A 25,968-nucleotide genomic window follows, 5' to 3' on the forward strand; every position below is an offset into this window, starting at 1 on the left:
TGGTGTTCCGACCGGCGGCGGCGATCCCGCACTCAGGGGGATGATGGTGCGATGGGAATCGACGCGAACGCGGTGCTGTGGTCCTCCTCCGAGCGCGACCGCGTCGGCAGGCCCCTCCTGGTGCTGCTGCACGGCTACGGCTCGCACGAGGGGGACCTGTTCTCGCTCGGCGCCTACCTGCCGCTGGAGCCGGTCCTCGCGTCCCTCCGGGCGCCTCTCGCCCTGGGCGGCGGGGCGAACGCGTGGTGGCCCCTCCGTGTCCCGCTGGTGCCGGACGAGCCGCGGGCCGATCCCGAGGCCGTCGAAGCGGCGGCGGCGGGGGTGATCGAGTGGCTCGACGGTCTGGAGCACCCGGGCCCGGTGGGGCTGCTGGGCTTCTCCCAGGGCGCCGCGCTGGCGGTGCAGCTGCTGCGGCGCGCGCCGGGCCGCTTCGCCTTCGCGGTCGCCCTGTCCGGGTTCGTGGTCCCGCTCGCCGAGGGCGACGACGCGGACGAGCGGCTCGCCCGCGAGCGTCCGCCGGTGTTCTGGGGCCGCGGGACGCTCGACACGGTGATCCCGGAGGAGCTCGTGCGGGACGCGGCGGCCTGGTTCCCGGAGCACACGGCGCTCGACGCCCGGGTCTACGAGGGCGTCGCCCACGGAGTCGGGCAGGCCGAGCTCGCCGACATCGGCACGTTCGTGCGTCTCGGCTTCGCCTGACGGGCGGACTCCCCCGCGTCAAGGGCTCGCCCCCGGGCCGCGGCCCCGGCAATGTCGGAGGTGGCAGGGAGGATGAGTGCATGCCGGACGTCCTCGAGCGCTTCTCCCCCGCCACGCGCGCGTGGTTCGAGGGCGCGTTCCCGGCGCCGACCGCCCCCCAGGAGGGCGCCTGGTCGGCCATCTCGAGCGGAGCGCACGCCCTCGTGGTCGCTCCCACCGGCTCCGGCAAGACGCTCTCGGCCTTCCTCTGGGCGATCGACCGGCTCGTGCAGGGCCCGCCGCCGGAGGATCCGCAGCACCGCACGCGCGTGCTCTACGTCTCGCCGCTGAAGGCTCTCGGCGTCGACGTCGAGCGCAACCTCCGCTCGCCTCTCGTCGGCGTCACCCAGACGGCGCTGCGGCTGAGCGCCGAGGGCATCGGCAGCGCGCCGGCCACGGTCACCGTCGGGGTGCGGTCGGGAGACACGCCCGCCGCCGAGCGGCGCGTGCTGCAGAAGACGCCGCCGGACATCCTGATCACGACCCCCGAGTCGCTCTACCTCATGCTCACCTCGGCGGCGCGCGAGTCGCTCCGCGGCGTCGAGACGGTCATTGTCGACGAGGTCCACGCGGTCGCGTCGACCAAGCGCGGGGCGCACCTCGCCGTCTCCCTCGAGCGGCTCGACGCCCTGCTCCCGAAGCCGGTGCAGCGCATCGGCCTCTCGGCGACGGTGCGCCCGCGCGAGGAGGTGGCCCGGTTCCTCGCCGGCCGCTCCCCGGTCGCGATCGTGGCTCCGGCGTCCGAGAAGCAGTGGGACCTCAGCGTCGTCGTCCCGGTCGAGGACATGTCCGAGCTGGGGACCGCGGCTCCGCAGGACGGATCGACGATGGGGGCCACCGGTCCGCAGAGCGGGTCGATCTGGCCGCACGTCGAGGAGTCGATCGTCGACCGGGTCCTCGCGCACACCTCCTCCATCGTCTTCGCGAACTCCCGCCGCCTCGCCGAGCGGCTGACCGCCCGGCTCAACGAGATCAACGCCGAGCGCCGCGAGCTCGCCGCGGAGCGCGCGCGCGAGGCGGGCGAGCCCGTCGCCGTCGGGGCCCTGCTCGCCGAGGCGGCCTCCTCCTCCGTCCGCCGCTCCCCGGCCGAGGCGATGGGAGCGGCCGGGGGCACGAGCGGCAGCGGGCAGTCCGCGCCCGACGAGGAGCCGCTGCTCGCCCGCGCCCACCACGGCTCGGTGAGCAAGGAGCAGCGCGCGATCATCGAGGACGACCTGAAGTCCGGCCGCCTGCGCTGCGTGGTCGCGACCTCGAGCCTCGAGCTGGGGATCGACATGGGCGCGGTCGACCTCGTCGTCCAGGTCGAGACGCCGCCCTCGGTCGCGAGCGCCCTGCAGCGCGTGGGTCGAGCCGGCCACCAGGTCGGCGAGGTCTCGCGCGGGTCCTTCTACCCCAAGCACCGGGCCGACCTGCTCCACTCCGCCGTGACGACGGAGCGGATGCGCTCGGGCCTGATCGAGGCGATCGCCGTCCCCGCGAACCCGCTCGACATCCTCGCGCAGCAGACCGTCGCCGCGACCGCCCTCGAGAGCCTCGACGTGGACGACTGGTTCGACACCGTCCGCCGCAGCGCCCCCTTCGTGTCCCTGCCACGCTCCGCCTACGAGGCGACCCTCGACCTCCTCTCGGGCCGCTACCCCTCCGACCAGTTCGCGGAGCTGCGGCCGCGCCTCGTCTGGGACCGCGACGCGAACACGCTCACCGGCCGGCCCGGCGCCCAGCGCCTCGCCGTCACCAGCGGCGGCACCATCCCCGACCGCGGGCTCTTCGGCGTGTTCATGGTCGGCGAGCCGGGCTCGACCGGCAACCGCGTCGGAGAGCTCGACGAGGAGATGGTCTACGAGTCCCGCGTCGGCGACGTCTTCGCGCTCGGAGCCACCAGCTGGCGCATCCAGGAGATCACCTACGACCGCGTGATCGTGACGCCGGCGTTCGGTGAGCCCGGGCGCCTCCCGTTCTGGAAGGGCGACTCGCAGGGGCGCCCCGCCGAGCTCGGCGAGGCGATCGGGGCGTTCACCCGCGAGGTGGGCGCCGCCGCCCCCGAGACGGCCCGCGAGCGCTGCACGGCGGCCGGGCTCGACGAGTACGCGACCAGCAACCTCCTCTCCTTCCTCGACGAGCAGCGCCTGGCCACCGGGCAGATCCCGGACGACCGCACCCTCGTGCTCGAGCGCTTCCGCGACGAGCTGGGCGACTGGCGGCTGGTGCTGCACTCCCCGTACGGGATGCAGGTGCACTCGCCGTGGGCGCTCGCCATCGGCGCTCGCGTCCGCGAGCGGCACGGGGTCGACGGAGCGGCGATGGCCGGGGACGACGGCATCGTCGTGCGGATCCCCGACACGGAGTCGGAGCCGCCGGGCTCCGAGCTGTTCCTGTTCGAGCGCGAGGAGCTGGAGCAGCTGGTCACGAGCGAGGTCGGCGGCTCCGCCCTCTTCGCCGCCCGGTTCCGCGAGTGCGCGGCGCGGGCGCTCCTGCTCCCGAGGTACAACCCGGGCAAGCGCTCCCCGCTCTGGCAGCAGCGGCAGCGGGCGGCGCAGCTGCTCGACGTCGCCCGCACCTACCCGACCTTCCCGATCATCCTCGAGACCGTCCGCGAGTGCCTCCAGGACGTCTATGACCTGCCCGCGCTGCTCCGGCTCGCCGCGCGGCTGGACGGGCGCGAGCTGCGGATCCTCGAGGTCGAGACGCCGACCGCCAGTCCGTTCGCGCGGTCCATGCTCTTCGGCTACGTCGCGGCCTTCATGTACGAGGGCGACAGCCCGCTCGCCGAGCGCCGTGCCGCGGCGCTCTCGGTCGACGCGACGCTCCTCGGCGAGCTGCTCGGCCGGGCGGAGCTGCGCGAGCTGCTCGACCCGGCCGTCCTCGCGCAGATCGAGCGCGAGCTGCAGCGCGTCGAGCCCGAGCGCCGCCTCCGCGGGCTCGAGGGCGCCGCCGACCTGCTCCGGCTGCTCGGCCCGCTGACGCTCGACGAGCTCGGGGAGCGCCTGGTCGACGAATCGGTCGCCTTGGCGGACGTCGCGAAGGCGCCCGCGATCGAGCGCGCGGTGCTCGAGGCCGACGTGGCCGCGCTCGTGAAGGCCAAGCGCGTCCTGCCCGTGGGCCTCGGCGGTGAGCAGCGGTACGCCGCGATGGAGGACGCCTCCCGGCTCCGCGACGCTCTCGGCGTGCCCCTGCCGATCGGCGTCCCCGTCGCCTTCATCGACCCGGTCCGCGATCCGCTCGGCGACCTCGTCGCCCGCTACGCGCGCACCCACGGCCCCTTCACCGCCGCCGCCGTCGCCACCCGCCTGGGCCTCGGAGTCGCGGTCGTCACCGACACCCTGCGCCGCCTCGCGGGCGAGCGCCGCGTCTCGGAGGGCGAGTTCCGCCCCACCGGCACCGGGACCGAGTGGTGCGACGCCGAGGTGCTGCGCCGCCTGCGCAGCCGCTCTCTCGCCGCACTCCGCAAGGAGGTGGAGCCGGTGGACGCGGCCGCGTACGCCCGCTTCCTCCCCGCCTGGCAGCACGTCGGCGGCTCGCTCCGCGGTATCGACGGCGTGGCCTCCGTGATCGACCAGCTGGCCGGCGCGCCCATCCCCGCGTCCGCCTGGGAGTCGCTGATCCTGCCCGCCCGGGTGCGCGACTACTCCCCCGCGATGCTCGACGAGCTCACCGCGACCGGCGAGGTCCTCTGGGCCGGCGCGGGCACCCTCCCCGGCAACGACGGTTGGGTGAGCCTCCACCTCGCCGACACGGCAGGGCTGACCCTCCCCGTCCCCGCCGCCGAGTCCGTGACCCTGACCGAGCTCCAGCAGGAGATCGTCGGCGTGCTCGGATCGGGCGGCGGCTACTTCTTCCGCCAGCTCTCCGACGCGGTCGGCTCCACCGACGACGCGGGCCTCGTCGAGGCCCTGTGGGAGCTGGTCTGGGCCGGGCTCGTCACGAACGACACCCTGGCGCCGCTGCGCACCCTCGTCGGCTCGACCGGCGGCGCCCACCGCCAGCCGCGCGCCCCCGCCCGCGCCCGCGCGCCCCGGGGCCGGATGACCGCCCGCCCCACGATGGCCACCCGCGTGGGGCCGCCGACCGCCGGCGGCCGCTGGTCGATCGTGCCGCTCGCGGAGTCGGACGCGACGATCCGCGGGCACGCGCTCGGCGAGACGCTGCTCGAGCGGTACGGGATCGTCACCCGCGGCTCCGTGCAGGCCGAGGGCGTCCTGGGCGGCTTCGCCCTCGCCTACAAGGTGCTGAGCGGCTTCGAGCAGCAGGGCCGCGCCCGGAGGGGCTACTTCATCGAGAAGCTGGGAGCAGCGCAGTTCGGCACAGCCGGCAGCGTCGACCGGCTCCGCACGTTCGCCCCGCAGGACGAGGCGCAGGAGCGCTCACGACCGGTGCTCGCGCTGGCGGCGACCGACCCCGCCAATCCGTTCGGCGCCGCTCTGCCGTGGCCGCAGGGCGAGGGGCACCGCCCCGGTCGGAAGGCCGGCGCGCTGGTCGCCGTCGTCGACGGAGCGCTCGCGGTCTACCTCGAGCGCGGCGGCAAGACCGCCCTCACCTTCACCGCCGACGAGGCGGCCCTCGCCGACGCGGCCGGCGCCCTCTCGCAGCTCGTCCGCTCCCGCGGGGTCGAGAAGCTGACCGTCGAGAAGATCGACGGCGTCTTCGCGCTCGGCACGCCCTTCGGCGACGCCCTCGTCGCCGCCGGCTTCGTCGCGAATCCGCGCGGCCTGAGGATGCGCTCGTGAGCGCCGGAGGGAGCCCGCGTGCCCGAGGGTGACACCGTCTACCGATCCGCCCACAATCTCGCCGAGGCGCTGGACGGCGAGGTCCTGACCCGGTGCGACGTCCGCGTGCCGAAGTACGCGACGGTCGACCTCACCGGCGAGACGATCGACGAGGTCGTCCCCCGCGGCAAGCACCTGCTGATGCGGGTCGGCGACGCGCTGATCCACTCCCACCTCAAGATGGAGGGGAGCTGGCACCTCTACGCCCGCGGCGAGGGCGAGCGGCCGAAGTGGCACCGGCCGGCGTTCCAGGCCCGGATCGTCCTCGAGACCGAGGACTGGCAGGCGGTCGGCTTCGAGCTCGGGCTCCTCGAGATCGTCCCGCGCTCGGCCGAGGAGGACGTGGTCGGCTACCTCGGCCCCGATCTGCTCGGCGCCGACTGGGACGCGGAGGAGGCGCTGCGACGCCTGTCCGCCGATCCGGAGCGGCCGATCGGGCTCGCGCTGCTCGACCAGCGGATCATGGCCGGACTCGGCAACGTCTACCGCGCCGAGCTGTGCTTCCTGCGCGGCGTGCTGCCCACGCGCCCGGTCGGCGGGAGCGGCGACCTCGTGCGCACCATCGCGCTCGCGAAGCGGCTCATCACCGTGAACCGCGAGCGGATCGAGCGCACGACGACCGGCAACCTGCGCCCGGGCCAGCAGCTCTGGGTCTACGGCCGCGACCGCAAGCCGTGCCGGCGCTGCGGCACTCCGATCGAGCGCGGCGAGCTCGGCGACGACGAGCTGCAGCTGCGGGTCACCTACTGGTGCCCGCACTGCCAGAGCTGAGGGGCTACTCCTCGACCGCGGAGCGGCGCCCGGGGACGTGCTTCTCGTGGACGCCGACGTCCGTCAGGCGCTCGATGCGGTCGACGTGGCGGCCGGGCTCGCCGCCGTCCGCGACGATCCAGCTGCCGACGAGGAGGAACCCGTCGCGGCCGCCGGCCGTCAGCGGGCCCGTGATCGTGAACGACCCGAGCGCCGGAGTCGAGAACGCCACGCACACCGGGTCCCCGTGCTCGAGCCCCTCGGCCGAGCGCTCCCCGCCGACCTCGTCGGCGTCCGGAGCCAGGGCGATGCTCTGGATCTCGGTCCCCGTGCCGAGGAAGACGTCCGCGACGACGAGCTCGCCGCCGACGGCCTGCCGGACGACCCCCTCGATCCCGTAGAGGCCGTAGCGCGGTGAGCGGACGAGGACGCGCACCGAGTCGCCGATCGCGACCTCGGCGAGAGCACCCCGGATCGAGGCGACGTCCCTCCGCGCGGGAGGGGCGGACAGGGCGTCGAGGATCGGGCTGGGCATCCGATCAGGGTAGCCGCTCCGGGAGCGCACCCGCCCGGCGGATCGGCGGCGGATCCCGGCCGGCTGAGGCGCCGGGTCGCCTCGGCCGCCGACGCCGCGCGCGAGCGGCGGAGCACCGGCCGGAGGGCTCCGGCACCGCGAGACCCCGGCACTGCGGCGACACCGGCACCGCCGGGAGACGCCGGTACTGCGGCAGGCACAGGCACCGCCGGGAACGACGAAGGCCCCGCCTGAGCGGGGCCTTCGGACGATGCGGAGTCGGTGGGATTTGAACCCACGGAACCCAATAAAGGGTTCTCCACCTTAGCAGGGTGGTGCACTCGACCGGACTATGCGACGACTCCCGAGCGCCCGCTGGCGGACGCACGACGACCATCATAACCGCACCCGCGAGGGCCTCGCGACACGGGCGCCCGCCCCTCCGCGGGAGGGCGAGAAGCCGCCTACTGGTCCGACAGGGGCCGGCCGATCGTGCAGGTCTCCTGCTGCGCGGTCTGCCCGGAGACGTCGCTCGGGAGGGTGACCGGCCCGTCGGGTGCGCTCGTCGCGGGGGCGTCGGTCGCGGGGGCGTCGGTGGCCGGCGACTCCGTGGCCGCCGGAGCGTTGGTCGCCCCGGGCTCCTCCCCCGTCGACTGCGAGCCGCCGCCGGTGGTGCCGCTCAGCGCGATCGGCTGGTCGGCGAGGAGCGCCGCGTTCAGCGCCGCCGCCGCGACCTCGCTGGGGTACACGCCGTTGCCGTCGATGAAGGTCGGGTACTGCACGAAGACCACGTTCGCGAGGTCGACGTCCTTCACCGCGAGGCCGATCGACACGAGGGTGTTCACGTTCTCGAGCGAGGTGGAGAGCTGCATGTTCGAGACGGCCGCCTTCGCGAGGCCGTAGAGGTTCACCGGGTTCGAGAGCGTCGACGCGCTCTTCACCTTGCGCACCAGCGATGAGAGGTACACCTGCTGGCTCGAGATGCGGGTGAGGTCGCTGCCGTCGCCGACGCCGTGCCGGGTGCGGAGGAACGCCAGCGCCTCGGCGCCGACGAGCGTGTGCGTGCCCGCGTCGAGGTTCAGCCCCGTGTACTCGTCCTGGATCGGGGTGGCGACGCAGACGTCCACTCCGCCGACCGCGTTCGACATCTCGATGACGCCCTCGAACTGGATGAGCGCCGCGTAGGGGATCTCGAGCCCGGTCAGCTGCTCGACCGTCTGCACGGTGCACGCCAGCCCGCCGGCCTCGAGCGAGGTGTTGATCTTCGCCGAGTCCACCGCGTCCGAGACGGCGCCGGTGGCCGGGTCGGTGCAGGAGGGGATCGGGACGTAGAGGTCGCGGGGGAAGCTGACGACCTCCACGGTCGAGTGGTCGGCCGAGATGTGCATGAGCATCGTGACGTCGTTGAGGTTCTCGGCACGCTCGCCGTAGGCCCCGGCGGCCGATCCGTCGGCGCTGTCGCTGCCGGCGAGCAGGATGTTGACGCCGCCCTCGATCGCCCCGATCTCGGGCACGTCGCCCCCGCCCGAATCGATCCCGAGGTCGACGGAGGGACGCGCGCTCCCGGCGATCAGCGAGGCGGCGATCGCCACGATGCAGACCGCGCTGAGCACGCCGACACCCACGCAGGCCGCGAGGATCCGCGCGGCGAAGCGCATGCCGCTCGGGCGGCGCAGGCGGCCGTGCCGTGCTGCTGTGGTCCGGGTGGACGCGCGTTCGCTCATCGGGTCGTACTCTCTCTCGGCTGCGGGACGCGTATCGTCCCGGAGTCAGCGCGCGAGGTGGAGAGCACCCGTGGTGCCGCCCGCCCTCGGCTCAACCGAAGAAGCCGACCGAGCAGGTCTGCTGGTCGGCGCTCTGGCCGGTGACCGATTCTGGCAGGGCAACCTTGGATCCGTCCTCGGGAGTCGCTGCAGGAGTGCCGGGTGCCGCCTCGGCCGTCGCCAGCGGATCCGCGGTCGCCGGGCCCGACGGAGCGGCGGTATCGGCCGGGGCCGCCGCCTCGCCCTCCACGGTCGCGCCGGCGCCCGTGCCGCCGGTGATGGCGATCGGCTGATCGGTCTGCAGGGCGCTCGCCAGGACGTCGCCCGCGGCGCGGTCCGGCTCCACTCCGCTCGGAGTCGCCCCGGTCGGGTACTGCGCGAAGACGACGTCCGCGAGGTCGACGTCCTTCAGCGCGAGTCCCATCTGGACCATCGTGTTCACGTTGTCGAGACCGGTCGAGAGCGTCATGTTGCCGAGCGCCGCCTTCGCGAGCCCGTAGAGCGCGACCGGGTTGAGCAGGGTGTCCGCGCTCTTGATCCGGCGCACGAGCGCCGAGAGGAAGACCTGCTGGTTGCTGATGCGGGTCAGGTCGCTGCCGTCGCCGATGCCGTGGCGGCTGCGGAGGAACTGCAGCGCCGCCATGCCCTCGAGCGAGTGCACGCCCGGCTCGAGGTAGGTGTTCGTGTAGGGGTCCGCGATCTCGGTCGCGACGCAGACGTCGACTCCGCCGACCGCGTTCGACATCTCGATCACGCCGTTGAACTGCACGACCGCGCCGTAGTCGACCCGGACGCCCATGAGGTCCTCGACGACCCCCGCCACGCAGCCGAGGCTGACGTCGCTGCCCATCGCCTCGTTGATCTTGGTGTCGTACCGGGCGGGGATCGTCTCACCCGTGGCGGCGTTCACGCACTCCGGGATGTCGACGTACATGTCGCGGGGGAAGCTCACGACCGTCGCGTTGCTGTGGTCGGCCGAGACGTGCATCAGCATGTTGACGTCGTTGAGGACGCTCGTCTCCTCGTCGGGGTCGCCGTAGGCGTCGCCCTGGCCCTTCCTCGAGTCGCTGCCGACGACGAGGACGTTGAAGCCGCCCTCCAGTGCGCCGATCTCCGGGGAGCCTCCGGCCTCGACGCTGGAGCCGGCCGCGCCCGGGTGCAGGTCGACCGAGGGCTGCACGGACTGGACGATCAGCGTCGCCGCGATCGCGACCACCGACACCGAGGCGACCACGCCGACACCGCCCACGAGGGCGGCTCCCTTCACCAGGGTCCGCGCGAGGGTGTGCCGCTTCTGGCGGCCGTGCCGCACGAAGGGGCGCGGCGTGCGCGGAGTGTCGCGAGTCTGTGTCGAAGGGCCCGTGCGGCGCATCCGTCTCCCGGTGTCGAGGCGTCAGTGGTGCGGAGGTGAGGGCCGGGCGTCGGTCCCGGGCGTCGCGCAATCCTATACAGAGGGCTGGCGCGTTCCGAAGGAGAGCGGGCAGGCCTCCGACGTCACGCGCCAGGACGGGCGTCGGACGGCGCCGGCGAGAAGCGCCGCGAAGAACGGGACGGCGTGGCGGACGGCGTGGCGGACGGCGCGGCGGAGGGCGTGGGATTCGAACCCACGAGACGTTTCCGCCCACCAGTTTTCAAGACTGGCTCCATCGGCCGCTCGGACAGCCCTCCCGGCCGCTCCCGCAGGAGCGACACCCGATAGTAACCGCCGAGCGCGCGGGACCGTCGTCAGCGCAGCGCCGAGAGCGCGACCGCCACGCCGTCCTGGTGGACCGAGGGGACCACGGCGGAGGCAACAGCCCGCACCTCGTCGGGCGCCTGCCCCATCGCGAGCCCTGCGCCCTCGGCGGCGGCCCAGGTGAGCATCTCGATGTCGTTGCGGCCGTCGCCCAGCGCGACCACGTCGCTCCGCTCGATGCCCAGCTCCTCGCGGACGACCTCGAGCGCGGTGGACTTGTTGACGCCGTGGGGGGCGATGTCGAGCCAGGCGGTCCAGCCGATCGCGTAGCTGACCTGGTGCAGGCCCATCTCCTCGACCAGCGAGGTGAACTCCTCGATCCCGGTCTCGGGCGAGATCACGACGACGCGGGTGCACAGCCGGCCGAGCAGCTCCTCGAAGGGGACGTGGGTCGTCTCGGCACCCATCACGGCACCGCCCGGAAACGCCTCGGTGTAGAAGAAGGCGCCGTCCGCGTCCTCCACGGCGTAGTGCGCGTCGGGGAGGGAGCGGCGGATGGTCTCCAGGACCTCCGTCGGGTCGAAGGTCTCGACCGTCTCGGGGACGTAGGCACCGGACTCGTCCCGGCGGAGCGTGACCGCTCCGTTGCAGCAGATCACGTACTCGGGCGAGATCCCGAGGCGCTCGACGACCGGCAGGGTGGAGGAGGGCGAGCGCCCGGTGGCGAGCATCACCTCGTCGCCCTGGGCGGCCACGCGGGTGATCGCGTCCGTCACCGCGCGGGTGATGGTGCCGTCCTCGTGCATGACGGTGCCGTCGATGTCGAGGGCGACGAGGCGGCGGCCGGAGGCGCGGGCCGCGCTCATGCGACGGGCTCGAGCACCTCGAGGCCGCCGAGGTGGGGCCGCAGCGCCTCGGGGACGAGCACCGAGCCGTCCGCCCGCTGGTGGGTCTCGAGGAGGGCGACGATCCAGCGGGTGGTCGCGAGCGTGCCGTTGAGGGTGGCGACCGGAGCCGTCTTCCCCGACTCGGTGCGGTAGCGGGTGTCGAGGCGGCGGGCCTGGAACGTGGTGCAGTTCGAGGTCGAGGTCAGCTCGCGGTAGGTCTCCTGCGTGGGGACCCACGCCTCCACGTCGAACTTGCGCGCCGCGCTCTGGCCGAGGTCGCCGGCCGCCGTGTCGATGACGCGGTAGTGCAGGCCGAGGCTCTGCAGGACGTCCTCCTGGTACGAGAGGAGGCGCGCGTGCTCCGCCTCGGCGTCCTCGGGGAGGGTGTAGACGAACATCTCGAGCTTGCTGAACTGGTGCACGCGGATGATGCCGCGGGTGTCCCGTCCGCCCGAGCCCGCCTCGCGGCGGTAGCAGGTGCTCCAGCCCGCGTAGCGCTTCGCGCCGCCGGAGAGGTCGAGGATCTCGTCGGCGTGGTAGCCGGCGAGGGCGACCTCGCTGGTGCCGGTGAGGTAGAGGTCGTCGTCGCGGAGGCGGTACACCTCGTCGTCGTGCTCGCCGAGGAAGCCGGTGCCGTCCATGATCTCGGGGCGCACGAGGGTCGGCGTGATCAGCGGGGTGAAGCCGGCGGCGAGCGCCTTCTCGAGGCCCAGGTTCATCAGCGCGATCTCGAGGCGGGCGACCAGGCCCTTGAGGAAGTAGAAGCGCGCGCCGCTGACCTTCGCGCCGCGCTGCATGTCGATGCCGTCCAGCAGCTCGCCGAGCTCGAGGTGGTCGCGCGGGGCGAAGTCGAAGACGGGGCGCTCGCCGACCGTCCTGACGAGCTCGAACGACTCCTCGCCGCCCGCGGGGACGCCCTCGATGATCGGGTTGGCGATGCGCTTCACCAGCACGGTGAAGGCGTCGTCGGCCTCGGACGCCTCCTGCTGGGCCTGCTTGGCGGCGGCGGCGAGGCGCTGGGCCTCGGCGACGAGGGCCGCCTTCTCGTCCTTCGAAGCCTTGGCGACGGTCTTGCCGAAGGCGTTCTGCTCGGCCCGGAGCCGCTCCGCCTCGGTGATCGCCGCACGGCGCACGCGGTCGGCCTCGAGCGCCTCGTCGACCAGCTCGACGGAGTCGCCGCGCGCCTCCTGCGAGCGCTTCAGGACGTCCGGGTTCTCGCGCAGAAGTACGGGATCAATCACCCCAGCAGTGTAGAGGAGGGCCGGGACGGGCCGCCGCCCGCGCGTACCCCCGGGGCCGGCTGAGCATCGGCCGCGAGGAGGCATCCGATCGCGCGGACGGCTGCGAATGTGAGTCGTCCCCCGAGAACGTTCCCCCGCGTTCGACACCCCTGCTCCCCTGAAGGCTCTTCCATGCACGCCACCCCCCTCATCGACGCGACCCCCGGCGTCGTCCTCGAGCGCGACGGCTCCGTCGCCCGGATCACCCTCAACCGCCCCGACGCCCTCAACGCGATCGATCTCGGCACCGCGCGACTGCTGCTGAGCACCGTCGCCGACCTCGACGCCGACGCCGACTGCTCCGTCATCGTGATCGCCGCGGCCGGCCGCGCGTTCTGCACGGGCGGCGACATCTCGGCGATCATGGGGTCCGAGAACCCGGACCACTACCTGCGCGACGTCGCGACCACGACCGCCCAGGTGATCCGCCTGCTCGAGGACAGCCGCGCCGTCGTCGTCTGCGCGATCGACGGCATGGTCGCCGGCGCCGGCATCGCCTTCGCTCTGGCCGCCGACATCGTGATAGCGACTCCCGCCGCCCTCTTCCTCAGCGCGTACGGCGACGTCGGGCTCGTCCCGGACGTCGGAGTCACCGCCGCGCTCCCCCGCGTCGTCGGCCGCCGCCGCGCGCTGGACTTCGTGCTGTCCGGCCGCCCGGTCCGCGCGGCCGAGGCGCTGGAGTGGCAGCTCGTGACCGAGGTCGTGCCGCGCGCCGACCTCGCCGGCCGCGTCGACGAGCGCCTGCGCGCCCTGGCGGCGAAGCCGGCGCACGTCGCGTCCGCCGCCCGCCGCCTCCTGCGCACCGACCCGCTCGACCGCGCCGAGCGCATCGTCGAGGAGACGGACACCCTGGTCGAGTTCCTGGCGGTCCCCGCCACGCGCACGCTCCTGGACGCCGAGCACGAGCGCCAGGCCCGCCGCGCCGCCCGGGCGACCGCCTCGCTCTGACCCGGCGCGAGCGTCCTCGACGACGCTCCGGCTCCGGGCCGGGCGGACGTCCGCCCGACGGCCCGCGGATCGGCCGGGCGTTCTCCTCCGATCTCGGCTACGGTGGTCCCCGCGAAGGGGAGTAGTTCCCACCGTCCGCCGAGCGGACGACGAGGCGCGTCGACATGCTGGTCCGGGACGATCCGGGCCCGGCGCTCCACCCCGGCTCCGGCCGGGGCGAACGAGACCTTCGGTCAGTCGACGCACGTCCTGACCGGTCCTCTCGCGCGGGTCGGCGGACCTGAGCCAGGAGATCGCATGGCGACCACCGCCTCCACCCCCAGTCCCGCCCAGGTGCGCCGCTGGCGCCGCTACCTCGCCGACGAGCTCGCCGAGGCCTCCGTGTACCGCGACCTCGCCGGCCGCCGCTCCGGCGAGGAGCGGGAGATCCTGCTCGCGCTCGCCGTGGCCGAGGGACGCCACGAGGAGCACTGGCGCGAGCTGCTCGGCTCCGCGGCGGAGCCCGCGCCCCGCCCGGACCTCCGCACGCGCTTCCTCGGCTTCCTCACCCGCCGTTTCGGCTCCGTGTTCGTCCTCGCCCTGATCCAGCGCGCCGAGGCCCGCTCCCCCTACGCCGACGACGACGACGCCACCGAGGCGATGGCCGCCGACGAGCGGATCCACGGCGAGGTCGTCCGCGGGCTCGCCGAGCGCGGTCGCAACCGCCTCTCCGGGACGTTCCGCGCGGCGGTCTTCGGAGCGAACGACGGCCTGGTCTCGAACCTCGCCCTCGTGCTCGGAGTGGGGGCGAGCGGAGTCGGGACGGGCGTCGTCCTGTTCACGGGCATCGCGGGCCTGCTCGCCGGCGCCCTCTCGATGGGCGCGGGCGAGTTCGTCTCGGTGCGCTCGCAGCGCGAGCTGCTCTCGGCCTCCAGCCCGGACCTCGACGCGAACCGCATCGTCCCCGATCTGGACGTCGACGCGAACGAGCTCGCCCTGGTCTACCGCGCTCGCGGGATGACCCAGGAGCAGGCCGACGCGCGTGCCGCCTCCGTCTTCACGGGCCTGCGCGGCGGCGCCGTCACCTCCCCCATCACGCTGGGCGGTCCCGCAGGAGACCCCGACGTCGACGAGCACGAGTCGATCGGCACGGGCATGGGCGCGGCGCTGTCGAGCTTCTGCTTCTTCGCCTCGGGCGCGATCATCCCGGTGCTGCCCTACCTGCTCGGCCTGACGGGGCTCGCCGCGGTAGTCGTCGCCTGCGTGCTCGTGGGCATCGCCCTGCTCGCCACCGGCGCGGTCGTCGGGCTGCTCTCGGGCGCCCCGCCTCTGGCCCGGGCGCTGCGCCAGCTCGGGATCGGCTACGGCGCGGCCCTGGTGACCTACCTCCTCGGCCTGCTCTTCGGCGCGTCCGGAGTCTGAGCCTCGGCCTCGAGGAGCTGCGCGGACTCGCGCGGCTCCTCGGCGCGGGGCCGCACGACGACGCCGCGCCACCGCAGCGCGGCCACTCCGACCGCCAGCAGCAGCGACGCCGGCAGGCAGCCCAGCAGGGGGATGCAGGAGTAGTAGAGGAGCTGCCGCTGGATCCACGCGGGCGAGGGCACGTCGGAGTCGCCGTAGTAGGGCGGAGGCGGCGAGGAGTAGCCGGTGTAGAGGAGCGCGAGGCCGATCAGGGTCCCCGCGAGGCCGGCGAGCAGGAGCACGAGGAGCCACGGGTTCCGCAGCAGGGGCGCCTCGCGCACGGGCTCGGCGGGAGCCGCGGGAGCGGGGTCGGCGGCCGGCTCCGGCAGGGGTGCGGGCGCGGTCTCGGCGCCGAGGCGGTGCGACCGCCGGCCCTCGGCGGCTCCGGCGATGTCGGGCAGGGCCATGATGCGGCGCGGTCCCGGCACGGACGAGGAGCCGGGGCGGACCACGCGCGACTCCGGGAGCGCGGGACGAGCGGCGGCTCCGGACGTGGCGGCGGGAGCGCCGGGGGCGGCACCCGTGCCGGGCCTGGCGAACGCCCGCTCGTCGCCCCTCAGACGCTCCACCGGTCCCGAGAACCCGCGCTGGAAGGCCGGGTCGTAGCGCGGGTCGACCCGTTCGTCGTCGTCGTCAGTCATCGTCGCGACCCGTCATCGTCGTTCCCGGCCATCGTCGACCACCGGCTCGTGGGAGAGGATCCCGCGCAGCCAGTCGCGGGCCTCGAGGAACACCTCGTCGTCGTAGCGTCGCACGGAGGTGACCGGGCGGCGGTCAGCGCGCGGATACGAGCCGAGGAAGATCACCTTCGGGCTGAAGCGCCGCAGCCCCATCAGCGCGTCGGCGACCCGCTCGTCCTGGACGTGCCCGTCGAGGTCGATGACGAACCGGTACCGGCCGAGGGCATCTCCGATCGGCCGCGACTGGATCATGCTCAGGTTCACCCCGCGGGTCGCGAACTGCTCGAGCATGTCGAGCAGGGCGCCCGGCTGGTCGGCCGGGAGCTCGGCGATCACGCTGGTCTTGTCGGCGCCGGTCGGCTCGGGCAGCGCGTGCGAGCGCGAGACGTGCACGAAGCGCGTGACGGCGTTCGGGTTGTCGCCGATCCGCTCCGCCAGCACCGCGACGTCGTGGTGGGCGACGATCCCGGGAGGGGCGATGGCCGCATCCGCGGGAGATCCGCCCAGCAGGTCGACGGTGGCCTGGACGTTGCTGGAGGCGGGCAGGTGCTCGTGGCTGGGGATCTCGCGGTCGAGCCACACCCGGCACTGTCCGTAGGCCACGGGGTGCGCAGCGACGGTGCGCACCTCCTCGAGGCTCGTCCCCGGGCGGCCGACCAGGATGAACGACACCGGCACCAGGTACTCGCCGACGATGCGCAGCCCGGGGATCCGCGCCAGCGCGTCCTGCGCGGCCGTCACTCCGCCCTCGACCGAGTTCTCGATCGCGATCACCGCGCCGTCGCTGCGGCCGGTGACCAGATCGCTCAGCGCCTCCCCCACGTTCGCGACGCTGCGCCACAGCTGTCCGCGCGCCTCCGGGACCTGCGCGAGGGCGGCCTCCGTGAACGTGCCGCTGGGCCCGAGATAACTGTAGGCACGGGTCTCGGGGGCGCTGTCGGGCATGGCGCAAGCCTAGCCAGCCGCGGTACCCCTGGAGGGGGCCGGACTGCCACTATGGACCGCATGACCGATCGCGCAGGGAAGCCGGCACAGGCCTCCGATCTCATCGACGTCGAGGCCCTCGTGAGGGCGTACTACGAGAAGAAGCCGGACGTCTCCGACCCGGCTCAGAAGGTGGTGTTCGGCACCTCGGGCCACCGCGGATCCTCGTTCGACACGGCCTTCAACGAGGACCACATCGCCGCCGTCACCCAGGCGATCGTCGAGTACCGGACCGAGCAGGGCATCACCGGCCCGCTGTTCATCGGCGCCGACACGCACGGGCTCTCCCGCCCGGCCCTCACCACCGCCCTCGAGGTCCTGGTGGGCAACCAGGTCCGCGTGCTCGTGGACGAGTTCGACGACTTCGTGCCGACGCCGGCGCTCAGCCACGCGATCCTCCGCTACAACAACGACCCCTCGCACACCGACCGGGCCGACGGCATCGTGGTGACCCCCTCGCACAACCCGCCCCGCGACGGCGGCTTCAAGTACAACCCGCCGCACGGCGGCCCCGCCGACTCCGACGCGACGACCTGGATCGCCGACCGGGCCAACGAGCTCATCGCCGACGGCAACCGCGGCGTGACCTCGGCCGAGCCCTCCGCGGTCGAGACCTACGACTACCGCACGCACTACGTCGCGGACCTGGCGAACATCATCGACCTCGACGCGATCCGGAAGGCCGGCGTGCGGATCGGGGCCGACCCCCTCGGCGGCGCCTCCGTGCACTACTGGCAGCTGATCGCCGAGATGCACGGCCTCGACCTGACCGTGGTGAACGGGGAGGTCGACCCTTCCTGGGGCTTCATGACCCTCGACTGGGACGGCAAGATCCGGATGGACCCGTCCTCCCCCAGCGCGATGGCCTCGGTGGTCGCGCGTGCCGGCGACTTCGACATCCTCACCGGCAACGACGCCGACGCGGACCGGCACGGCATCGTCACCCCCGACGGCGGGCTGATGAACCCCAACCACTACCTGGCCGTCGCGATCGACTACCTCTACCGCCACCGCACCGGCTGGCGCGAGGACGCGGCGATCGGCAAGACGCTGGTCTCCTCCTCGATCATCGACCGGGTCGCGGAGTCGCTGGGCCGGCGCCTCTGGGAGGTCCCGGTGGGCTTCAAGTGGTTCGTCCCCGGGCTGGTCGACGGCTCGGTCGGCTTCGGCGGCGAGGAGTCCGCGGGCGCCTCGTTCCTCCGCTTCGACGGCACCGTCTGGACCACCGACAAGGACGGCATCCTCCTCGCGCTGCTCGCCTCCGAGATCGTGGCGGTCACCGGGAAGAGCCCGTCGGCGCTCTACCGCGAGCTGACCGAGCGCTTCGGCGACCCGGTCTACGAGCGCGTGGACGCGGTGGCGACGAAGGCGCAGAAGGCGGCCCTCGGCAAGCTGGACGGCGACGCGATCGCGGCGACGACCCTCGCCGGGTCCGAGATCACCGCGAAGCTCTCGAAGGCGCCCGGCAACGGCGCGGCCGTCGGAGGCGTCAAGGTCGTCACCGAGGACGCCTGGTTCGCCGCGCGCCCCTCCGGCACCGAGGACGTCTACAAGATCTACGCCGAGAGCTTCCGCGGCCTCGACCACCTGCACGAGGTCCAGGCCGAGGCGCGCACGATCGTGGACGCGGCGCTGAACTCCTAGGCGCTGCGCTCAGTCGCCCGAGAAGGCTCGTTCCCGCCCAGGAGAACGAGCCTTCTCGGGCGACTCAGCGGCGGTGAGGAAAGGGCCGGCTACCAGCGCGGGTGGACGGTGGGGCGGAAGTGGGTGTCGTAGAGGGCGTTCACGGCCTCCATGAAGGCGGGGCCGAGGGGCGCGGCGGAGGCGGCGGCCGCGTTGGCGCGGGCCTGCTCGGGCGAGCGGGCGCCGGGGATCACCGAGGTGACGCCCTCCTGCTGGATGATCCAGGCGAGCGCGGCCGCCGCGGGGGCGAGGCCGTGGTCGTCGGCGAGGCGGGAGAACTCCTGCGCGGCCTCCACGCCGGTCGCGAAGTCGACGCCCGAGAAGGTCTCGCCGACGTCGAAGGCGGAGCCGTCGCGGTTGTAGCTGCGGTGGTCCTCCGGCGCGAACACGGTCTCGGTCGTGTAGCGGCCGCTGAGCAGGCCCGAGGCGAGCGGGACGCGCGCGAGGATGCCGACGCCGGCCTCGCGGGCGGCGGGCAGCACCTCGTCGAGCGGCTTGAGGCGGAACGCGTTCAGGATGATCTGGACGCTCGCGACGTTCGGGCGGGCGATCGCGGTCAGCGCCTCCTCCGTGCGCTCGACCGAGACGCCGTAGGCGGCGATCGCGCCCTCGGCGACGAGGGTGTCGAGGGCGTCGTAGACGGCGTCGTCGGAGTAGACGGAGGTGGGCGGGCAGTGCAGCTGCACCAGATCGAGAGTGTCGACGCCGAGGTTGGCGCGCGAGCGGTCGGTCCAGGCGCGGAAGTTGTCGAGCACGTAGTTGGCGGGGATCTGCTCCGCGCGACGGCCCATCTTGGTGGCGACGAAGACCTGCGCGTCGGGGTGCGCCGCGCGGTAGGCGCCGATCGTCCGCTCGCTGCGGCCGTCGCCGTAGACGTCGGCGGTGTCGAAGAGGGTCACCCCCGACTCCACTGCGGCGTCGAGCACGGCGAGGGCGTCGGTCTCGGCGACGTCCCCCCAGTCGGCACCGAGCTGCCAGGTTCCGAGGCCGACGACGGAGACGGGGGCGCCGGTGCGTCCGAGGATTCGAGTTTCCATGCCTCCACCGTAGGTGCGGCCGAGCCCGCGGCGGACCCCCTTGCGCGTGCTCTAACGTCGAGGGCATGCCCCTCCTCGTGCTCGGAAGCGCCAACCTCGACCACGTCCACCGGGTCGCCCGCATCCCCGCCCCCGGAGAGACGGTGCTCGCCCTCGACGCGAGCACCTTCCCGGGCGGCAAGGGCCTCAACCAGGCCGTCGCGGCCGCACGGACCGAGCCCGGCACCGTCTTCGTCACGAGCCTCGGACGCGACTCGGCAGGAGACCGGCTCGCCGCGGTCCTCGGCGAGGAGCCGCTGGAGCTGCGCGCCCGCCGCGGCGACATCCGCACCGGCACCGCGCAGATCACCGTGGACGAGCGCGGGGAGAACGCGATCGTCGTCGACTCCGGGGCGAACGCCGCCCTGGTCGGGTTGACCGCCGAGGAGTCGGCCCTTGTGGCGGCGGCCGACGCCCTGCTCCTCCAGCTCGAGATCCCGACAGCGACGGTGACGGAGGCGGCCCGCGCCGCGCGCGCCGGCGGCACGGTGTCGATCCTGAACGCCGCCCCGATCGGCCTGCTGCCGGAGGAGCTCCTCGCGGTGCTCGACGTGCTGATCGTCAACGAGCACGAGGCCCGCGAGCTCGCCGCCGATCGCGGCATCACCGCCGCCGACGACGACGCGCTCGCCGCTGCCCTCACCGCGCTGGTGCCGCTCGTGCTGGTCACCCTCGGCTCCGACGGCGTCGTCGTGGCGGTCCGCGACCGCGAGCCGGTGCGCACCCCGGCCTTCCGGGTGGAGGCCGTGGACACCACCGGCGCCGGCGACACCTTCTGCGGCGCCTTCTCGGCCCGGCTCGCCGCCACGGGAGCACGGCTCGACGATCCGGAGCAGCTGGTCGCCCTCACCCGCTGGGCGAGCGCGGCCGCGGCGATCTCGGTCACCCGCGCCGGAGCGGCGGTGTCCGCGCCGACGGCGGCCGAGACGGACGCGTTCCTCGCCGAGCGCGCCTGAGCGGGAAGCTCTTCGGGGAGGCTCGCCTGAGCGGGAAGCTCCTCAGGGGGAGACGGCGCGGACACCGACCTCGGGCGGCCCGCAGCACCGTCGCTCCGGTCGGCACGGTGCACTCCGAAGAAGCACGGGACCGCCCGGCCCGGCTCCGCTCCTCACGGCGAGGCGTCCCGCCCTGCGGACAGCCGCGCCCGCTCCCCGATCCGGCTAGTCGATCGCGGCGACCCGGACGGTCACCCGCGGCCGCAGCTCCGGATGCACCCGGACGCACCACTCGCGCACCGCGGCTCCGATCGCGCGCGCCACGTCCGGCGCGGACGCCTCCGCGGTCACGCAGAGGTCGACGGCCACGGACACCTCGTCCCCCGCGACGCGGACCAGAACCGGATCGGCGAACGTGCCGCCGCTCGCGGTGCCCAGCGGCTCGACCACGATCCCGGTCGCGCTCAGCGCCGTCGCCGCGTGCGCGAGCACGTCGCGCACCTCGGGCCTGGCCGGCATCAGGGTCGCGACACCGTCCAGGGCGCGCAGCTCCGCAGCGAGCGCGGACACCGGATCGACCGGGGCCGCCGCCTCAAGGCCGCTCACGACTCCTCCGTCCCGGGGACGTAGACGTCCTCCACGCGGACGTCGATCCTCGACACCCGCAGCTCGGTCTGGGTCAGCAGCCGCGAGTGCACGCGCTCGCGCACCTGCTGGGCCGCCTCGGCGATCGGCACCCCCCAGAAGACCGAGATCGTCAGCTCCACCACGACCTCCGCGCCCGGCTCGGCGATGTCGCCGACCAGGCGGCAGCGGCCGACCAGCACGCCGGCGACGCTGTCGCCCGCCTCGCGCACGAGTCCGCGGACCGCTCCCTCGGTGATCGTGAGCGCCACGTCGGGCTGGACGCTCGCCAGTGGGATGTCGCGTCCGGCCCGCGACTCGCGGCGCACCTGGGTGAGGATCGAGCCGAACCAGCTCTCCTCCGGCGCGGGCAGGCGTGCGGCGTCGTCGTCGATGAGCGCGCCGGAGAGGGCGCGCACGCGCTCGAGGGCGCGCAGAGTGCGCCGGTGCTCCGGCGACTCCTCGATGGCGGGGTCGTACGGAGTGCGCCCGCGGTCGAGGTAGTCGCTCAGCTCGTCGATGCCGATGCCGTCGCCCTCCTGCTCCGTCGCGTCCGCCTCCTGCTCGAGCGCGGGCGGCAGCACGACGTCGTGCTCCCCCGCGCGCTCCGGCCGGTCGCCGGGACCCTGGTCCGCGTTCATCGCGTCTGCTCCCTCATCGCCAGTCCTCCATCGCCACGACCAGCGACTCGCGCGCGCGGGCGAGCTTGCCCCGCACGGCGGTCACCGTGAGACCGAGGTGATCGGCGATCTCGTTGTACGACTCCCCGCCGACCTCGCGCAGCACCCAGCACTGCCGCTGCGACTCCGGCAGCTCGGACAGGGCGTGCGCGAGAGCCCGCATGGCGTCGCTCTGCTCGGCGGCCTCGAACGGGCCGGGCTCTCGGGCCGGGGGATGCTCCACGGCGTCGACGTCGTCGGTCGGGCGGCGCTGGCGCAGCAGGTCGACGCTGGAGCGGCTGACGATCCGCATCATCCAGCTGCGCACGCTCGCCGGCTCCTTGAGCTGCGGGAGCTGCGCCCAGACCGTGATCAGCGCGTTCTGCACGGCGTCGGAGGCGTCGGCCTGCGAGCCGGTGAGGCGCCAGGCGTAGGCGCGGAGGATCGACTGGTGCCGCTTGACGAGCACCTCGAAGGCGCGCACGTCGCCCTCGGCGGAGCGCTCGGCGAGCAGCGCGTCGCTCGCCGCTTCCAGTCCGGGCACGGCGCCTCCTCCCTCTCCGCTCACGCGGCCTCGGGCCGCCTCTCAGGTGACGCTCAGGAAAAAGTCCACCGAGCACCGTGACGAACGCCGTCCGGGCTCCGTCTCACTCATGAAAGCACAGCCCGACCGGATTCCCGCCGGGCCTTCGACCCCGGTCTGCTCAGCAACGGCAGCCGATGAGACGTCCAGGAGACCTCATGAGCGACACCACGCGCACCCCCTCCACCACCCGCGTCGACAAGACCTCCGTCGACACGGTCACGAGCCTCGGCGGCTCGCGGACCTCCGGCACCGCCCAGGGCACCACGGTCATCGACGACAGCGTCGTGGCCAAGGTCGCCGGCATCGCGGCCCGCCAGGTGCCCGGCGTCTTCGCCCTCGGCAACAACGCCGCCCGTGCCTTCGGCGCGATCCGCCAGGCGGTCGGCGGCGCCGACCACGCCCAGGGCGTGAGCGTCGAGGTCGGCGAGACCCAGGTCGCGGCCGACGTGACCATCGTCGTCGAGTACCCCGTGCCGATGCAGAAGGTCGCCGACTCCGTCCGCGCCGCCGTCTCCGAGGCCATCACCGAGCTCGTCGGCATGGCCGTCTCCGAGATCAACGTCGCCGTCGTCGACGTGCACATCCCCGGCGACGACAAGGACGACGAGGCCACCGAGAGCCGCGTCCGATGAGCGACTTCCAGCGCCCCGCGCCCACCGCCCCCGGCGGCCGCAGCACCGTCCTCGGTGTCGTGGTCGGCGCGATCCTCGCCTTCGCGGCCCTGATGTTCGGATTCTGGGGCTTCGTCCTCACCGCTCTCTTCATGGCCCTCGGCGTCGTGATCGCCCGCATCGCCGACGGCACCCTCGACGTGCGCAGCCTCGTGGACGTGTTCCGCGGCCGCACCACCTCCCGCTAGGAGCCCACCGTGACCGCTCTCGACACGCGTCCCGCATCGCCGGTGGCGGGCACCGTCACCATCACCGTCCGCTCCATCGAGCGCGCCGCCGTGGCGATCGTCCACGAGGAGCTGGGCGTGGAGGTCTCCGCGATCCGCGTCCGCCTCTCCGATGACCGGGGCGGCCTCGCCCTCGCGGTGACCGCGCCGGTCGTCGTCGAGCCGGGCACCGCCCCGGCCGGCGGCTCCCTGCTCGAGCGCCTGCACGGCGATCGCACCCGCATCGCCTCCCGCATGGAGGCGCTGACCGGGCGCACCGTCAGCCGGATCGACATCCGGGTCACGGGCACCCGCACCCGAAGCACGAGGAGAGTCGCATGAGCCCCGCACCGTCGGCGCCCGACACCCGCTACAGCCGCTACCTCCGTCGCGAGACCCACAAGTCCCGCTCCGCCGCGCAGATCGTCGTCCTGGTGCTCATCGCCCTGGTCGCGGCCTATGTCGGCACGGAGGCGGTGCTCGCGATCCTCGGCGCCGCGCCCCTGCTCGCCGCACCGTCCGCCCTGCTGGGCGCGATCGTCGGAGTCGCGTCGCTGGCGAACCCCGCCCTCATCGGCGTGGCCGTCGGCGCGGGCGTCCTCGCCCTGGTCCTGCTGGTGCTCGCACTGGCGCCCGGGGCCCGGGCCCGCCACACCGTGGACGACGACCGCCTCGCCGTGGTCGTGGACGACGGCGTGATCGCCTCCTCCCTGGCCCGCGCAGCCCGCACGGCCGCCCACTCCCGCCGCGAGGACACCCGCGCCTCGCTCGGGCGGCGCACCGCACTGGTCGAGGTGACCCCCGCCTCCGGCATCGCGGTCGACCGCGACGCCGTGCAGAGCGCCGTCGACGAGGAGCTCGCCCGCATCGGCGCGAAGCCCGCCCCGCGCTCCACCGTCCGCGTCTCGACCTCCGGGAGGATCTGATGACCACGAGCAACCGCTTCGTCAACCGGCTCGTCCTGCTCGTCGTGGGCCTCGTGCTCGCGCTGGTCAGCGCCGGAGCCGTCCTGATCGCCGTCTCGCAGCCGGTCCGCGACTCCGTCCTCTCCTTCGCCGACGGCGAGGGCGCGGCCCTGGTCTCGCGCCTCTCCCCCGAGGAGGGCACCGCCTGGAGCGATGCCGCCGTCCTCTGGCCGCTCTACGCCGTCGTCGGGATCTGCCTCCTCGGCATCGTCCTCGCGCTGGTGATGGCCTTCGCCCACGGTCACGGCCGCACCGGCACCGTCCTCCGCGACGAGGCCGAGGGCGCGCCCGCCGGAGGGATCGAGATCGCGACCGGCTTCGCGGAGGACGTCCTCGAGACGGCTCTCGCCGGGCGGACGGAGCTCCTCGACGTCACGGTCGCGGCCTACCGCCACGGCTCCGAGACCGCGCTGAAGGTGCGCGTCCTCCCCCGCGGCGGCGTCTCGCCCCGCACCGTGGTCGACGCCGTGCACCAGGAGGTCGACGCGCTCGACGCCCTGCTCGGCGCCCGCCTGCCGGTCCTGCTCGAGGTCGCCTCGAGCGCCCGGGCCGGCTTCTCCAAGGAGGACCGGGTCGCCTGACTCCGGTCCCGCAGCTTCCCCGGCACCCGCCGGCGGATGGTCACACCGAACAGAAGGAGCCCCTCATGGGTGCAGACGACAAGATCCGCAACGCAGCCGAGAACCTGGTCGGCAAGGCCAAGGAGGCCGTCGGCAAGCTGACGGACAACGAGCGCCTCGAGGCCGAGGGCCAGGCCGACCAGACCAAGGCCCACACCAAGAAGGTCGGCGAGGACGTCAAGGACGTCTTCAAGAAGTGATCTGACCGGAACCTCGACGGGGCCGTCACCGCATCAGCGGTGGCGGCCCCGTCGTCGTGCGTGGAGCGGGTGCGTCGAGCGTCAGACGCCCCAGAACATGATCCGGCCGGCGGAGGCCGCGTCGATGCTCTGGTCGTGGTTGTCGGCGGTGTGCGAGGAGTAGAGGATCCTGTCGCCGTCGACGCTGGTCACGACGCCCGTGTGGTCCCAGTCGCCCGAGCCGTCCCAGTCGAACTGGACGATGTCGCCCGGCTTCACCCGGCTCCGCTCGGAGTCGGGGATCGCGGTCGCGCGCTCGGGGTGCGCGGCGAGGTAGGCGTTGAACGCGGTCGACGACGCCCAGGCGGAGCTGTACCCGCCGGAGGAGGAGTAGCTCCACTCGCCGTCCATCTCCCAGCCGCGGGCGATCAGCGACTGCGAGGTGAAGTTGACGCAGTCGTTGCCCGAGATCACGCCGTACTGGGCCGAGTTGTAGTCGTTCCAGTAGGTGGAGAGGTAGTCGAGCTGCGAGGCCAGGCGGCTCGCGTCCAGCGCGGCCTGGGCCTTCGCGGCCTCGATCGCCGGGTCGGGCGTGTAGGCGAAGGTGATCGCCGAGGCGACGACCTTCGTGCTGGCGAGCACGCCGGTCGCGGCGAAGCTGGGAGTGGCGGCCGCGGTCGGGGCGGCGAGGTCGGTCGAGGCCTCGGCCGTCGTGCCGTCCGCGGCGCCCGACGTGTCGACGGCCGGCTGCACCGCGTCGGCCGGGGTCCCGTCGACGGTGACCGCCGCGGCGGAGTCGGTGACCGCGTCGAACGTGATGGCCTGACCGTCGGCGTCGAAGAAGGCGACCGGGACCTCGCCCGCTGCCTCTCCGTCGGCCGGAGGGGCGGTGACCGTGATCTGGTCGGGGTTGTCGACCGCGACGCTGCCCTCGGCCTCGCCGAAGCGCACGGTGGCGACCGAGTCCAGGTTCGATCCCTCGAGCGTCACGCTCGTGCCGCCGGCGACGGTGCCGGAGGTGGTGGAGACGGAGCTGAGGACGACCCGGGCGGAGGCGGTGGTCGCGGGGAGCACGGCGACGCTGGTCGAGGTCGGAGCAGCGGACGGCGTCGCGGTGGCCGACTCGGCCGAGGAGCCGGTGCCGACGGTGAGGCTCAGGCTCGACGCGACGGCCACGACGACGAGCCCGCCGGAGACGGCGAGCGCCAGCGTGCGCGGGGACGGGCGGAAGAAGGAGGCGCCGCGGCGGGCTCGTCGTCGTGGCCGTCGCGTCGAGCCTGAGCCTCACCGTCGGCACCGGCTCCTCGGCCGAGTCGGCCACCGCGACGCCGTCCGCTGCTCC

25 protein-coding genes and 2 tRNA genes are annotated in these 25,968 nt (G+C 73.8%); 13 read left to right on the forward strand and 14 right to left on the reverse strand.

The window, feature by feature from the left end:
* The first annotated feature begins 51 nt into the window (after positions 1–51).
* The 3 genes from C5C44_RS12295 (at position 52) to C5C44_RS12305 (ending at position 6,272) form a co-directional block, all read left to right on the forward strand.
* Positions 52–699, forward strand: a complete 648-nt coding sequence (locus tag C5C44_RS12295) for an alpha/beta hydrolase (protein ID WP_104260904.1) — start codon at positions 52–54, stop codon at positions 697–699.
* A gap of 80 nt (positions 700–779) precedes the next feature.
* Positions 780–5,462 (forward strand): ATP-dependent helicase, encoded by a 4,683-nt coding sequence (locus C5C44_RS12300; RefSeq protein WP_104335938.1) that lies wholly within the window; start codon positions 780–782, stop codon positions 5,460–5,462.
* 18 nt (positions 5,463–5,480) lie between these two features.
* Positions 5,481–6,272: a DNA-formamidopyrimidine glycosylase family protein gene (locus C5C44_RS12305; RefSeq protein ID WP_104250891.1), complete on the forward strand. Its 792-nt coding sequence runs from the start codon at positions 5,481–5,483 to the stop codon at positions 6,270–6,272.
* A 4-nt stretch (positions 6,273–6,276) separates the two neighbouring features.
* Here the strand turns inward: C5C44_RS12305 and C5C44_RS12310 are convergent, their stop codons facing one another.
* The 7 genes from C5C44_RS12310 to serS all read right to left on the reverse strand — a co-directional run bounded on the left by C5C44_RS12310 (position 6,277) and on the right by serS (position 12,331).
* The gene (locus C5C44_RS12310; protein WP_104250892.1) at positions 6,277–6,786 is read right to left on the reverse strand and encodes a hypothetical protein; all 510 of its coding nucleotides are present in this window, start codon (positions 6,784–6,786) and stop codon (positions 6,277–6,279) included.
* A 253-nt stretch (positions 6,787–7,039) separates the two neighbouring features.
* Positions 7,040–7,130, reverse strand: a tRNA-Ser gene (locus C5C44_RS12315).
* 99 nt (positions 7,131–7,229) lie between these two features.
* A complete protein-coding gene (locus C5C44_RS12320) occupies positions 7,230–8,489 on the reverse strand; it encodes an LCP family protein (RefSeq protein ID WP_104335939.1) in 1,260 nt (419 codons plus the stop codon).
* Between the two features lie 91 nt (positions 8,490–8,580).
* Positions 8,581–9,840 (reverse strand): LCP family protein, encoded by a 1,260-nt coding sequence (locus C5C44_RS12325; protein ID WP_258066733.1) that lies wholly within the window; start codon positions 9,838–9,840, stop codon positions 8,581–8,583.
* A 271-nt stretch (positions 9,841–10,111) separates the two neighbouring features.
* Positions 10,112–10,196: transfer RNA gene (locus C5C44_RS12330), tRNA-Ser, on the reverse strand.
* A gap of 57 nt (positions 10,197–10,253) precedes the next feature.
* Positions 10,254–11,069, reverse strand: a complete 816-nt coding sequence (locus C5C44_RS12335; RefSeq protein WP_104224966.1) for an HAD family hydrolase — start codon at positions 11,067–11,069, stop codon at positions 10,254–10,256.
* Positions 11,066–12,331, reverse strand: a complete 1,266-nt coding sequence (gene serS / locus C5C44_RS12340) for a serine--tRNA ligase (protein WP_104335941.1) — start codon at positions 12,329–12,331, stop codon at positions 11,066–11,068. The genes C5C44_RS12335 and serS overlap by 4 nt, the downstream gene beginning before the upstream one ends.
* A gap of 171 nt (positions 12,332–12,502) precedes the next feature.
* Between serS and C5C44_RS12345 the strand changes: the two genes are divergently transcribed.
* Both C5C44_RS12345 and C5C44_RS12350 read left to right on the forward strand, forming a co-directional pair.
* A complete protein-coding gene (locus tag C5C44_RS12345; protein WP_104335942.1) occupies positions 12,503–13,318 on the forward strand; it encodes an enoyl-CoA hydratase/isomerase family protein in 816 nt (271 codons plus the stop codon).
* A 297-nt stretch (positions 13,319–13,615) separates the two neighbouring features.
* The gene (locus C5C44_RS12350) at positions 13,616–14,719 is read left to right on the forward strand and encodes a VIT1/CCC1 family protein (protein WP_104335943.1); all 1,104 of its coding nucleotides are present in this window, start codon (positions 13,616–13,618) and stop codon (positions 14,717–14,719) included.
* On the opposite strand, the gene C5C44_RS12355 is transcribed toward C5C44_RS12350, so the two are convergent.
* On the reverse strand, positions 14,680–15,399 hold the full coding sequence (locus C5C44_RS12355) for a hypothetical protein (RefSeq protein WP_104334049.1): 720 nt from the start codon (positions 15,397–15,399) through the stop codon (positions 14,680–14,682). The two genes, C5C44_RS12350 and C5C44_RS12355, sit on opposite strands and share 40 nt — an antisense overlap.
* A 12-nt stretch (positions 15,400–15,411) precedes the next feature.
* On the reverse strand, positions 15,412–16,383 hold the full coding sequence (gene pheA / locus C5C44_RS12360; protein ID WP_104335944.1) for a prephenate dehydratase: 972 nt from the start codon (positions 16,381–16,383) through the stop codon (positions 15,412–15,414).
* Positions 16,384–16,443: 60 nt separating this feature from the next.
* On the opposite strand from pheA, the gene pgm reads away from it, so the two are divergent.
* A complete protein-coding gene (gene pgm / locus C5C44_RS12365; protein WP_104335948.1) occupies positions 16,444–18,066 on the forward strand; it encodes a phosphoglucomutase (alpha-D-glucose-1,6-bisphosphate-dependent) in 1,623 nt (540 codons plus the stop codon).
* 89 nt (positions 18,067–18,155) lie between these two features.
* On the opposite strand, the gene C5C44_RS12370 is transcribed toward pgm, so the two are convergent.
* Positions 18,156–19,142, reverse strand: coding sequence for an aldo/keto reductase (locus C5C44_RS12370; protein WP_104226781.1), 987 nt, complete (start codon positions 19,140–19,142; stop codon positions 18,156–18,158).
* 65 nt (positions 19,143–19,207) lie between these two features.
* Here C5C44_RS12370 and C5C44_RS12375 point away from each other — a divergent pair, with 65 nt between their 5' ends.
* A complete protein-coding gene (locus C5C44_RS12375) occupies positions 19,208–20,137 on the forward strand; it encodes a ribokinase (RefSeq protein WP_104226782.1) in 930 nt (309 codons plus the stop codon).
* A 204-nt stretch (positions 20,138–20,341) separates the two neighbouring features.
* Here the strand turns inward: C5C44_RS12375 and C5C44_RS12380 are convergent, their stop codons facing one another.
* Genes C5C44_RS12380 through C5C44_RS12390 form a run of 3 tightly spaced genes read right to left on the reverse strand, consistent with a single transcriptional unit; the run spans position 20,342 to position 21,943 of the window.
* Positions 20,342–20,722, reverse strand: coding sequence for a hypothetical protein (locus C5C44_RS12380; RefSeq protein WP_104224958.1), 381 nt, complete (start codon positions 20,720–20,722; stop codon positions 20,342–20,344).
* Positions 20,719–21,381, reverse strand: a complete 663-nt coding sequence (locus tag C5C44_RS12385; protein WP_104308434.1) for an Asp23/Gls24 family envelope stress response protein — start codon at positions 21,379–21,381, stop codon at positions 20,719–20,721. The genes C5C44_RS12380 and C5C44_RS12385 overlap by 4 nt, the downstream gene beginning before the upstream one ends.
* Positions 21,382–21,394: 13 nt before the next feature.
* Positions 21,395–21,943, reverse strand: a complete 549-nt coding sequence (locus C5C44_RS12390; protein ID WP_104224956.1) for an RNA polymerase sigma factor — start codon at positions 21,941–21,943, stop codon at positions 21,395–21,397.
* Positions 21,944–22,140: 197 nt separating this feature from the next.
* Here C5C44_RS12390 and C5C44_RS12395 point away from each other — a divergent pair, with 197 nt between their 5' ends.
* From C5C44_RS12395 to C5C44_RS12420, 6 genes are all read left to right on the forward strand, one after another.
* A complete protein-coding gene (locus C5C44_RS12395) occupies positions 22,141–22,617 on the forward strand; it encodes an Asp23/Gls24 family envelope stress response protein (RefSeq protein WP_104226785.1) in 477 nt (158 codons plus the stop codon).
* Complete coding sequence (locus C5C44_RS12400; protein WP_104224954.1) at positions 22,614–22,844, forward strand: DUF2273 domain-containing protein; 231 nt, start codon at positions 22,614–22,616, stop codon at positions 22,842–22,844. The genes C5C44_RS12395 and C5C44_RS12400 overlap by 4 nt, the downstream gene beginning before the upstream one ends.
* A gap of 9 nt (positions 22,845–22,853) precedes the next feature.
* On the forward strand, positions 22,854–23,204 hold the full coding sequence (locus C5C44_RS12405) for a hypothetical protein (RefSeq protein WP_104224953.1): 351 nt from the start codon (positions 22,854–22,856) through the stop codon (positions 23,202–23,204).
* Positions 23,201–23,788, forward strand: a complete 588-nt coding sequence (locus C5C44_RS12410) for a DUF6286 domain-containing protein (RefSeq protein ID WP_104226787.1) — start codon at positions 23,201–23,203, stop codon at positions 23,786–23,788. Before C5C44_RS12405 ends, C5C44_RS12410 begins: the two co-directional genes overlap by 4 nt.
* Entirely contained in the window at positions 23,788–24,408 is a 621-nt protein-coding gene (locus tag C5C44_RS12415) for a hypothetical protein (RefSeq protein WP_104224951.1), read from the forward strand. Before C5C44_RS12410 ends, C5C44_RS12415 begins: the two co-directional genes overlap by 1 nt.
* Positions 24,409–24,473: 65 nt before the next feature.
* Positions 24,474–24,647, forward strand: a complete 174-nt coding sequence (locus C5C44_RS12420; protein WP_104226788.1) for a CsbD family protein — start codon at positions 24,474–24,476, stop codon at positions 24,645–24,647.
* Positions 24,648–24,728: 81 nt separating this feature from the next.
* Here C5C44_RS12420 and C5C44_RS12425 read toward each other — a convergent pair whose 3' ends face one another.
* Positions 24,729–25,802, reverse strand: coding sequence for an amidase domain-containing protein (locus C5C44_RS12425; protein WP_104335945.1), 1,074 nt, complete (start codon positions 25,800–25,802; stop codon positions 24,729–24,731).
* Between the last annotated feature and the right edge of the window lie 166 nt (positions 25,803–25,968).

It is taken from the genome of Rathayibacter sp. AY1F6, assembly GCF_002932035.1.
In the GTDB taxonomy this organism is placed as follows: domain Bacteria; phylum Actinomycetota; class Actinomycetes; order Actinomycetales; family Microbacteriaceae; genus Rathayibacter.

Bases quoted from the DNA above. Each gene is read 5' to 3' on its own strand.
- C5C44_RS12295 (WP_104260904.1), top strand. From the start codon at position 52: ATGGGAATCGACGCGAACGCGGTGCTGTGGTCCTCCTCCGAGCGCGAC.
- C5C44_RS12300 (WP_104335938.1), top strand. From the start codon at position 780: ATGCCGGACGTCCTCGAGCGCTTCTCCCCCGCCACGCGCGCGTGGTTC.
- C5C44_RS12310 (WP_104250892.1), bottom strand. From the start codon at position 6,786: ATGCCCAGCCCGATCCTCGACGCCCTGTCCGCCCCTCCCGCGCGGAGG.
- C5C44_RS12320 (WP_104335939.1), bottom strand. From the start codon at position 8,489: ATGAGCGAACGCGCGTCCACCCGGACCACAGCAGCACGGCACGGCCGC.
- C5C44_RS12335 (WP_104224966.1), bottom strand. From the start codon at position 11,069: ATGAGCGCGGCCCGCGCCTCCGGCCGCCGCCTCGTCGCCCTCGACATC.
- C5C44_RS12345 (WP_104335942.1), top strand. From the start codon at position 12,503: ATGCACGCCACCCCCCTCATCGACGCGACCCCCGGCGTCGTCCTCGAG.
- C5C44_RS12350 (WP_104335943.1), top strand. From the start codon at position 13,616: ATGGCGACCACCGCCTCCACCCCCAGTCCCGCCCAGGTGCGCCGCTGG.
- C5C44_RS12355 (WP_104334049.1), bottom strand. From the start codon at position 15,399: ATGACTGACGACGACGACGAACGGGTCGACCCGCGCTACGACCCGGCC.
- pheA (WP_104335944.1), bottom strand. From the start codon at position 16,383: ATGCCCGACAGCGCCCCCGAGACCCGTGCCTACAGTTATCTCGGGCCC.
- pgm (WP_104335948.1), top strand. From the start codon at position 16,444: ATGACCGATCGCGCAGGGAAGCCGGCACAGGCCTCCGATCTCATCGAC.
- C5C44_RS12370 (WP_104226781.1), bottom strand. From the start codon at position 19,142: ATGGAAACTCGAATCCTCGGACGCACCGGCGCCCCCGTCTCCGTCGTC.
- C5C44_RS12375 (WP_104226782.1), top strand. From the start codon at position 19,208: ATGCCCCTCCTCGTGCTCGGAAGCGCCAACCTCGACCACGTCCACCGG.
- C5C44_RS12385 (WP_104308434.1), bottom strand. From the start codon at position 21,381: ATGAACGCGGACCAGGGTCCCGGCGACCGGCCGGAGCGCGCGGGGGAG.
- C5C44_RS12395 (WP_104226785.1), top strand. From the start codon at position 22,141: ATGAGCGACACCACGCGCACCCCCTCCACCACCCGCGTCGACAAGACC.
- C5C44_RS12400 (WP_104224954.1), top strand. From the start codon at position 22,614: ATGAGCGACTTCCAGCGCCCCGCGCCCACCGCCCCCGGCGGCCGCAGC.
- C5C44_RS12410 (WP_104226787.1), top strand. From the start codon at position 23,201: ATGAGCCCCGCACCGTCGGCGCCCGACACCCGCTACAGCCGCTACCTC.
- C5C44_RS12415 (WP_104224951.1), top strand. From the start codon at position 23,788: ATGACCACGAGCAACCGCTTCGTCAACCGGCTCGTCCTGCTCGTCGTG.
- C5C44_RS12420 (WP_104226788.1), top strand. From the start codon at position 24,474: ATGGGTGCAGACGACAAGATCCGCAACGCAGCCGAGAACCTGGTCGGC.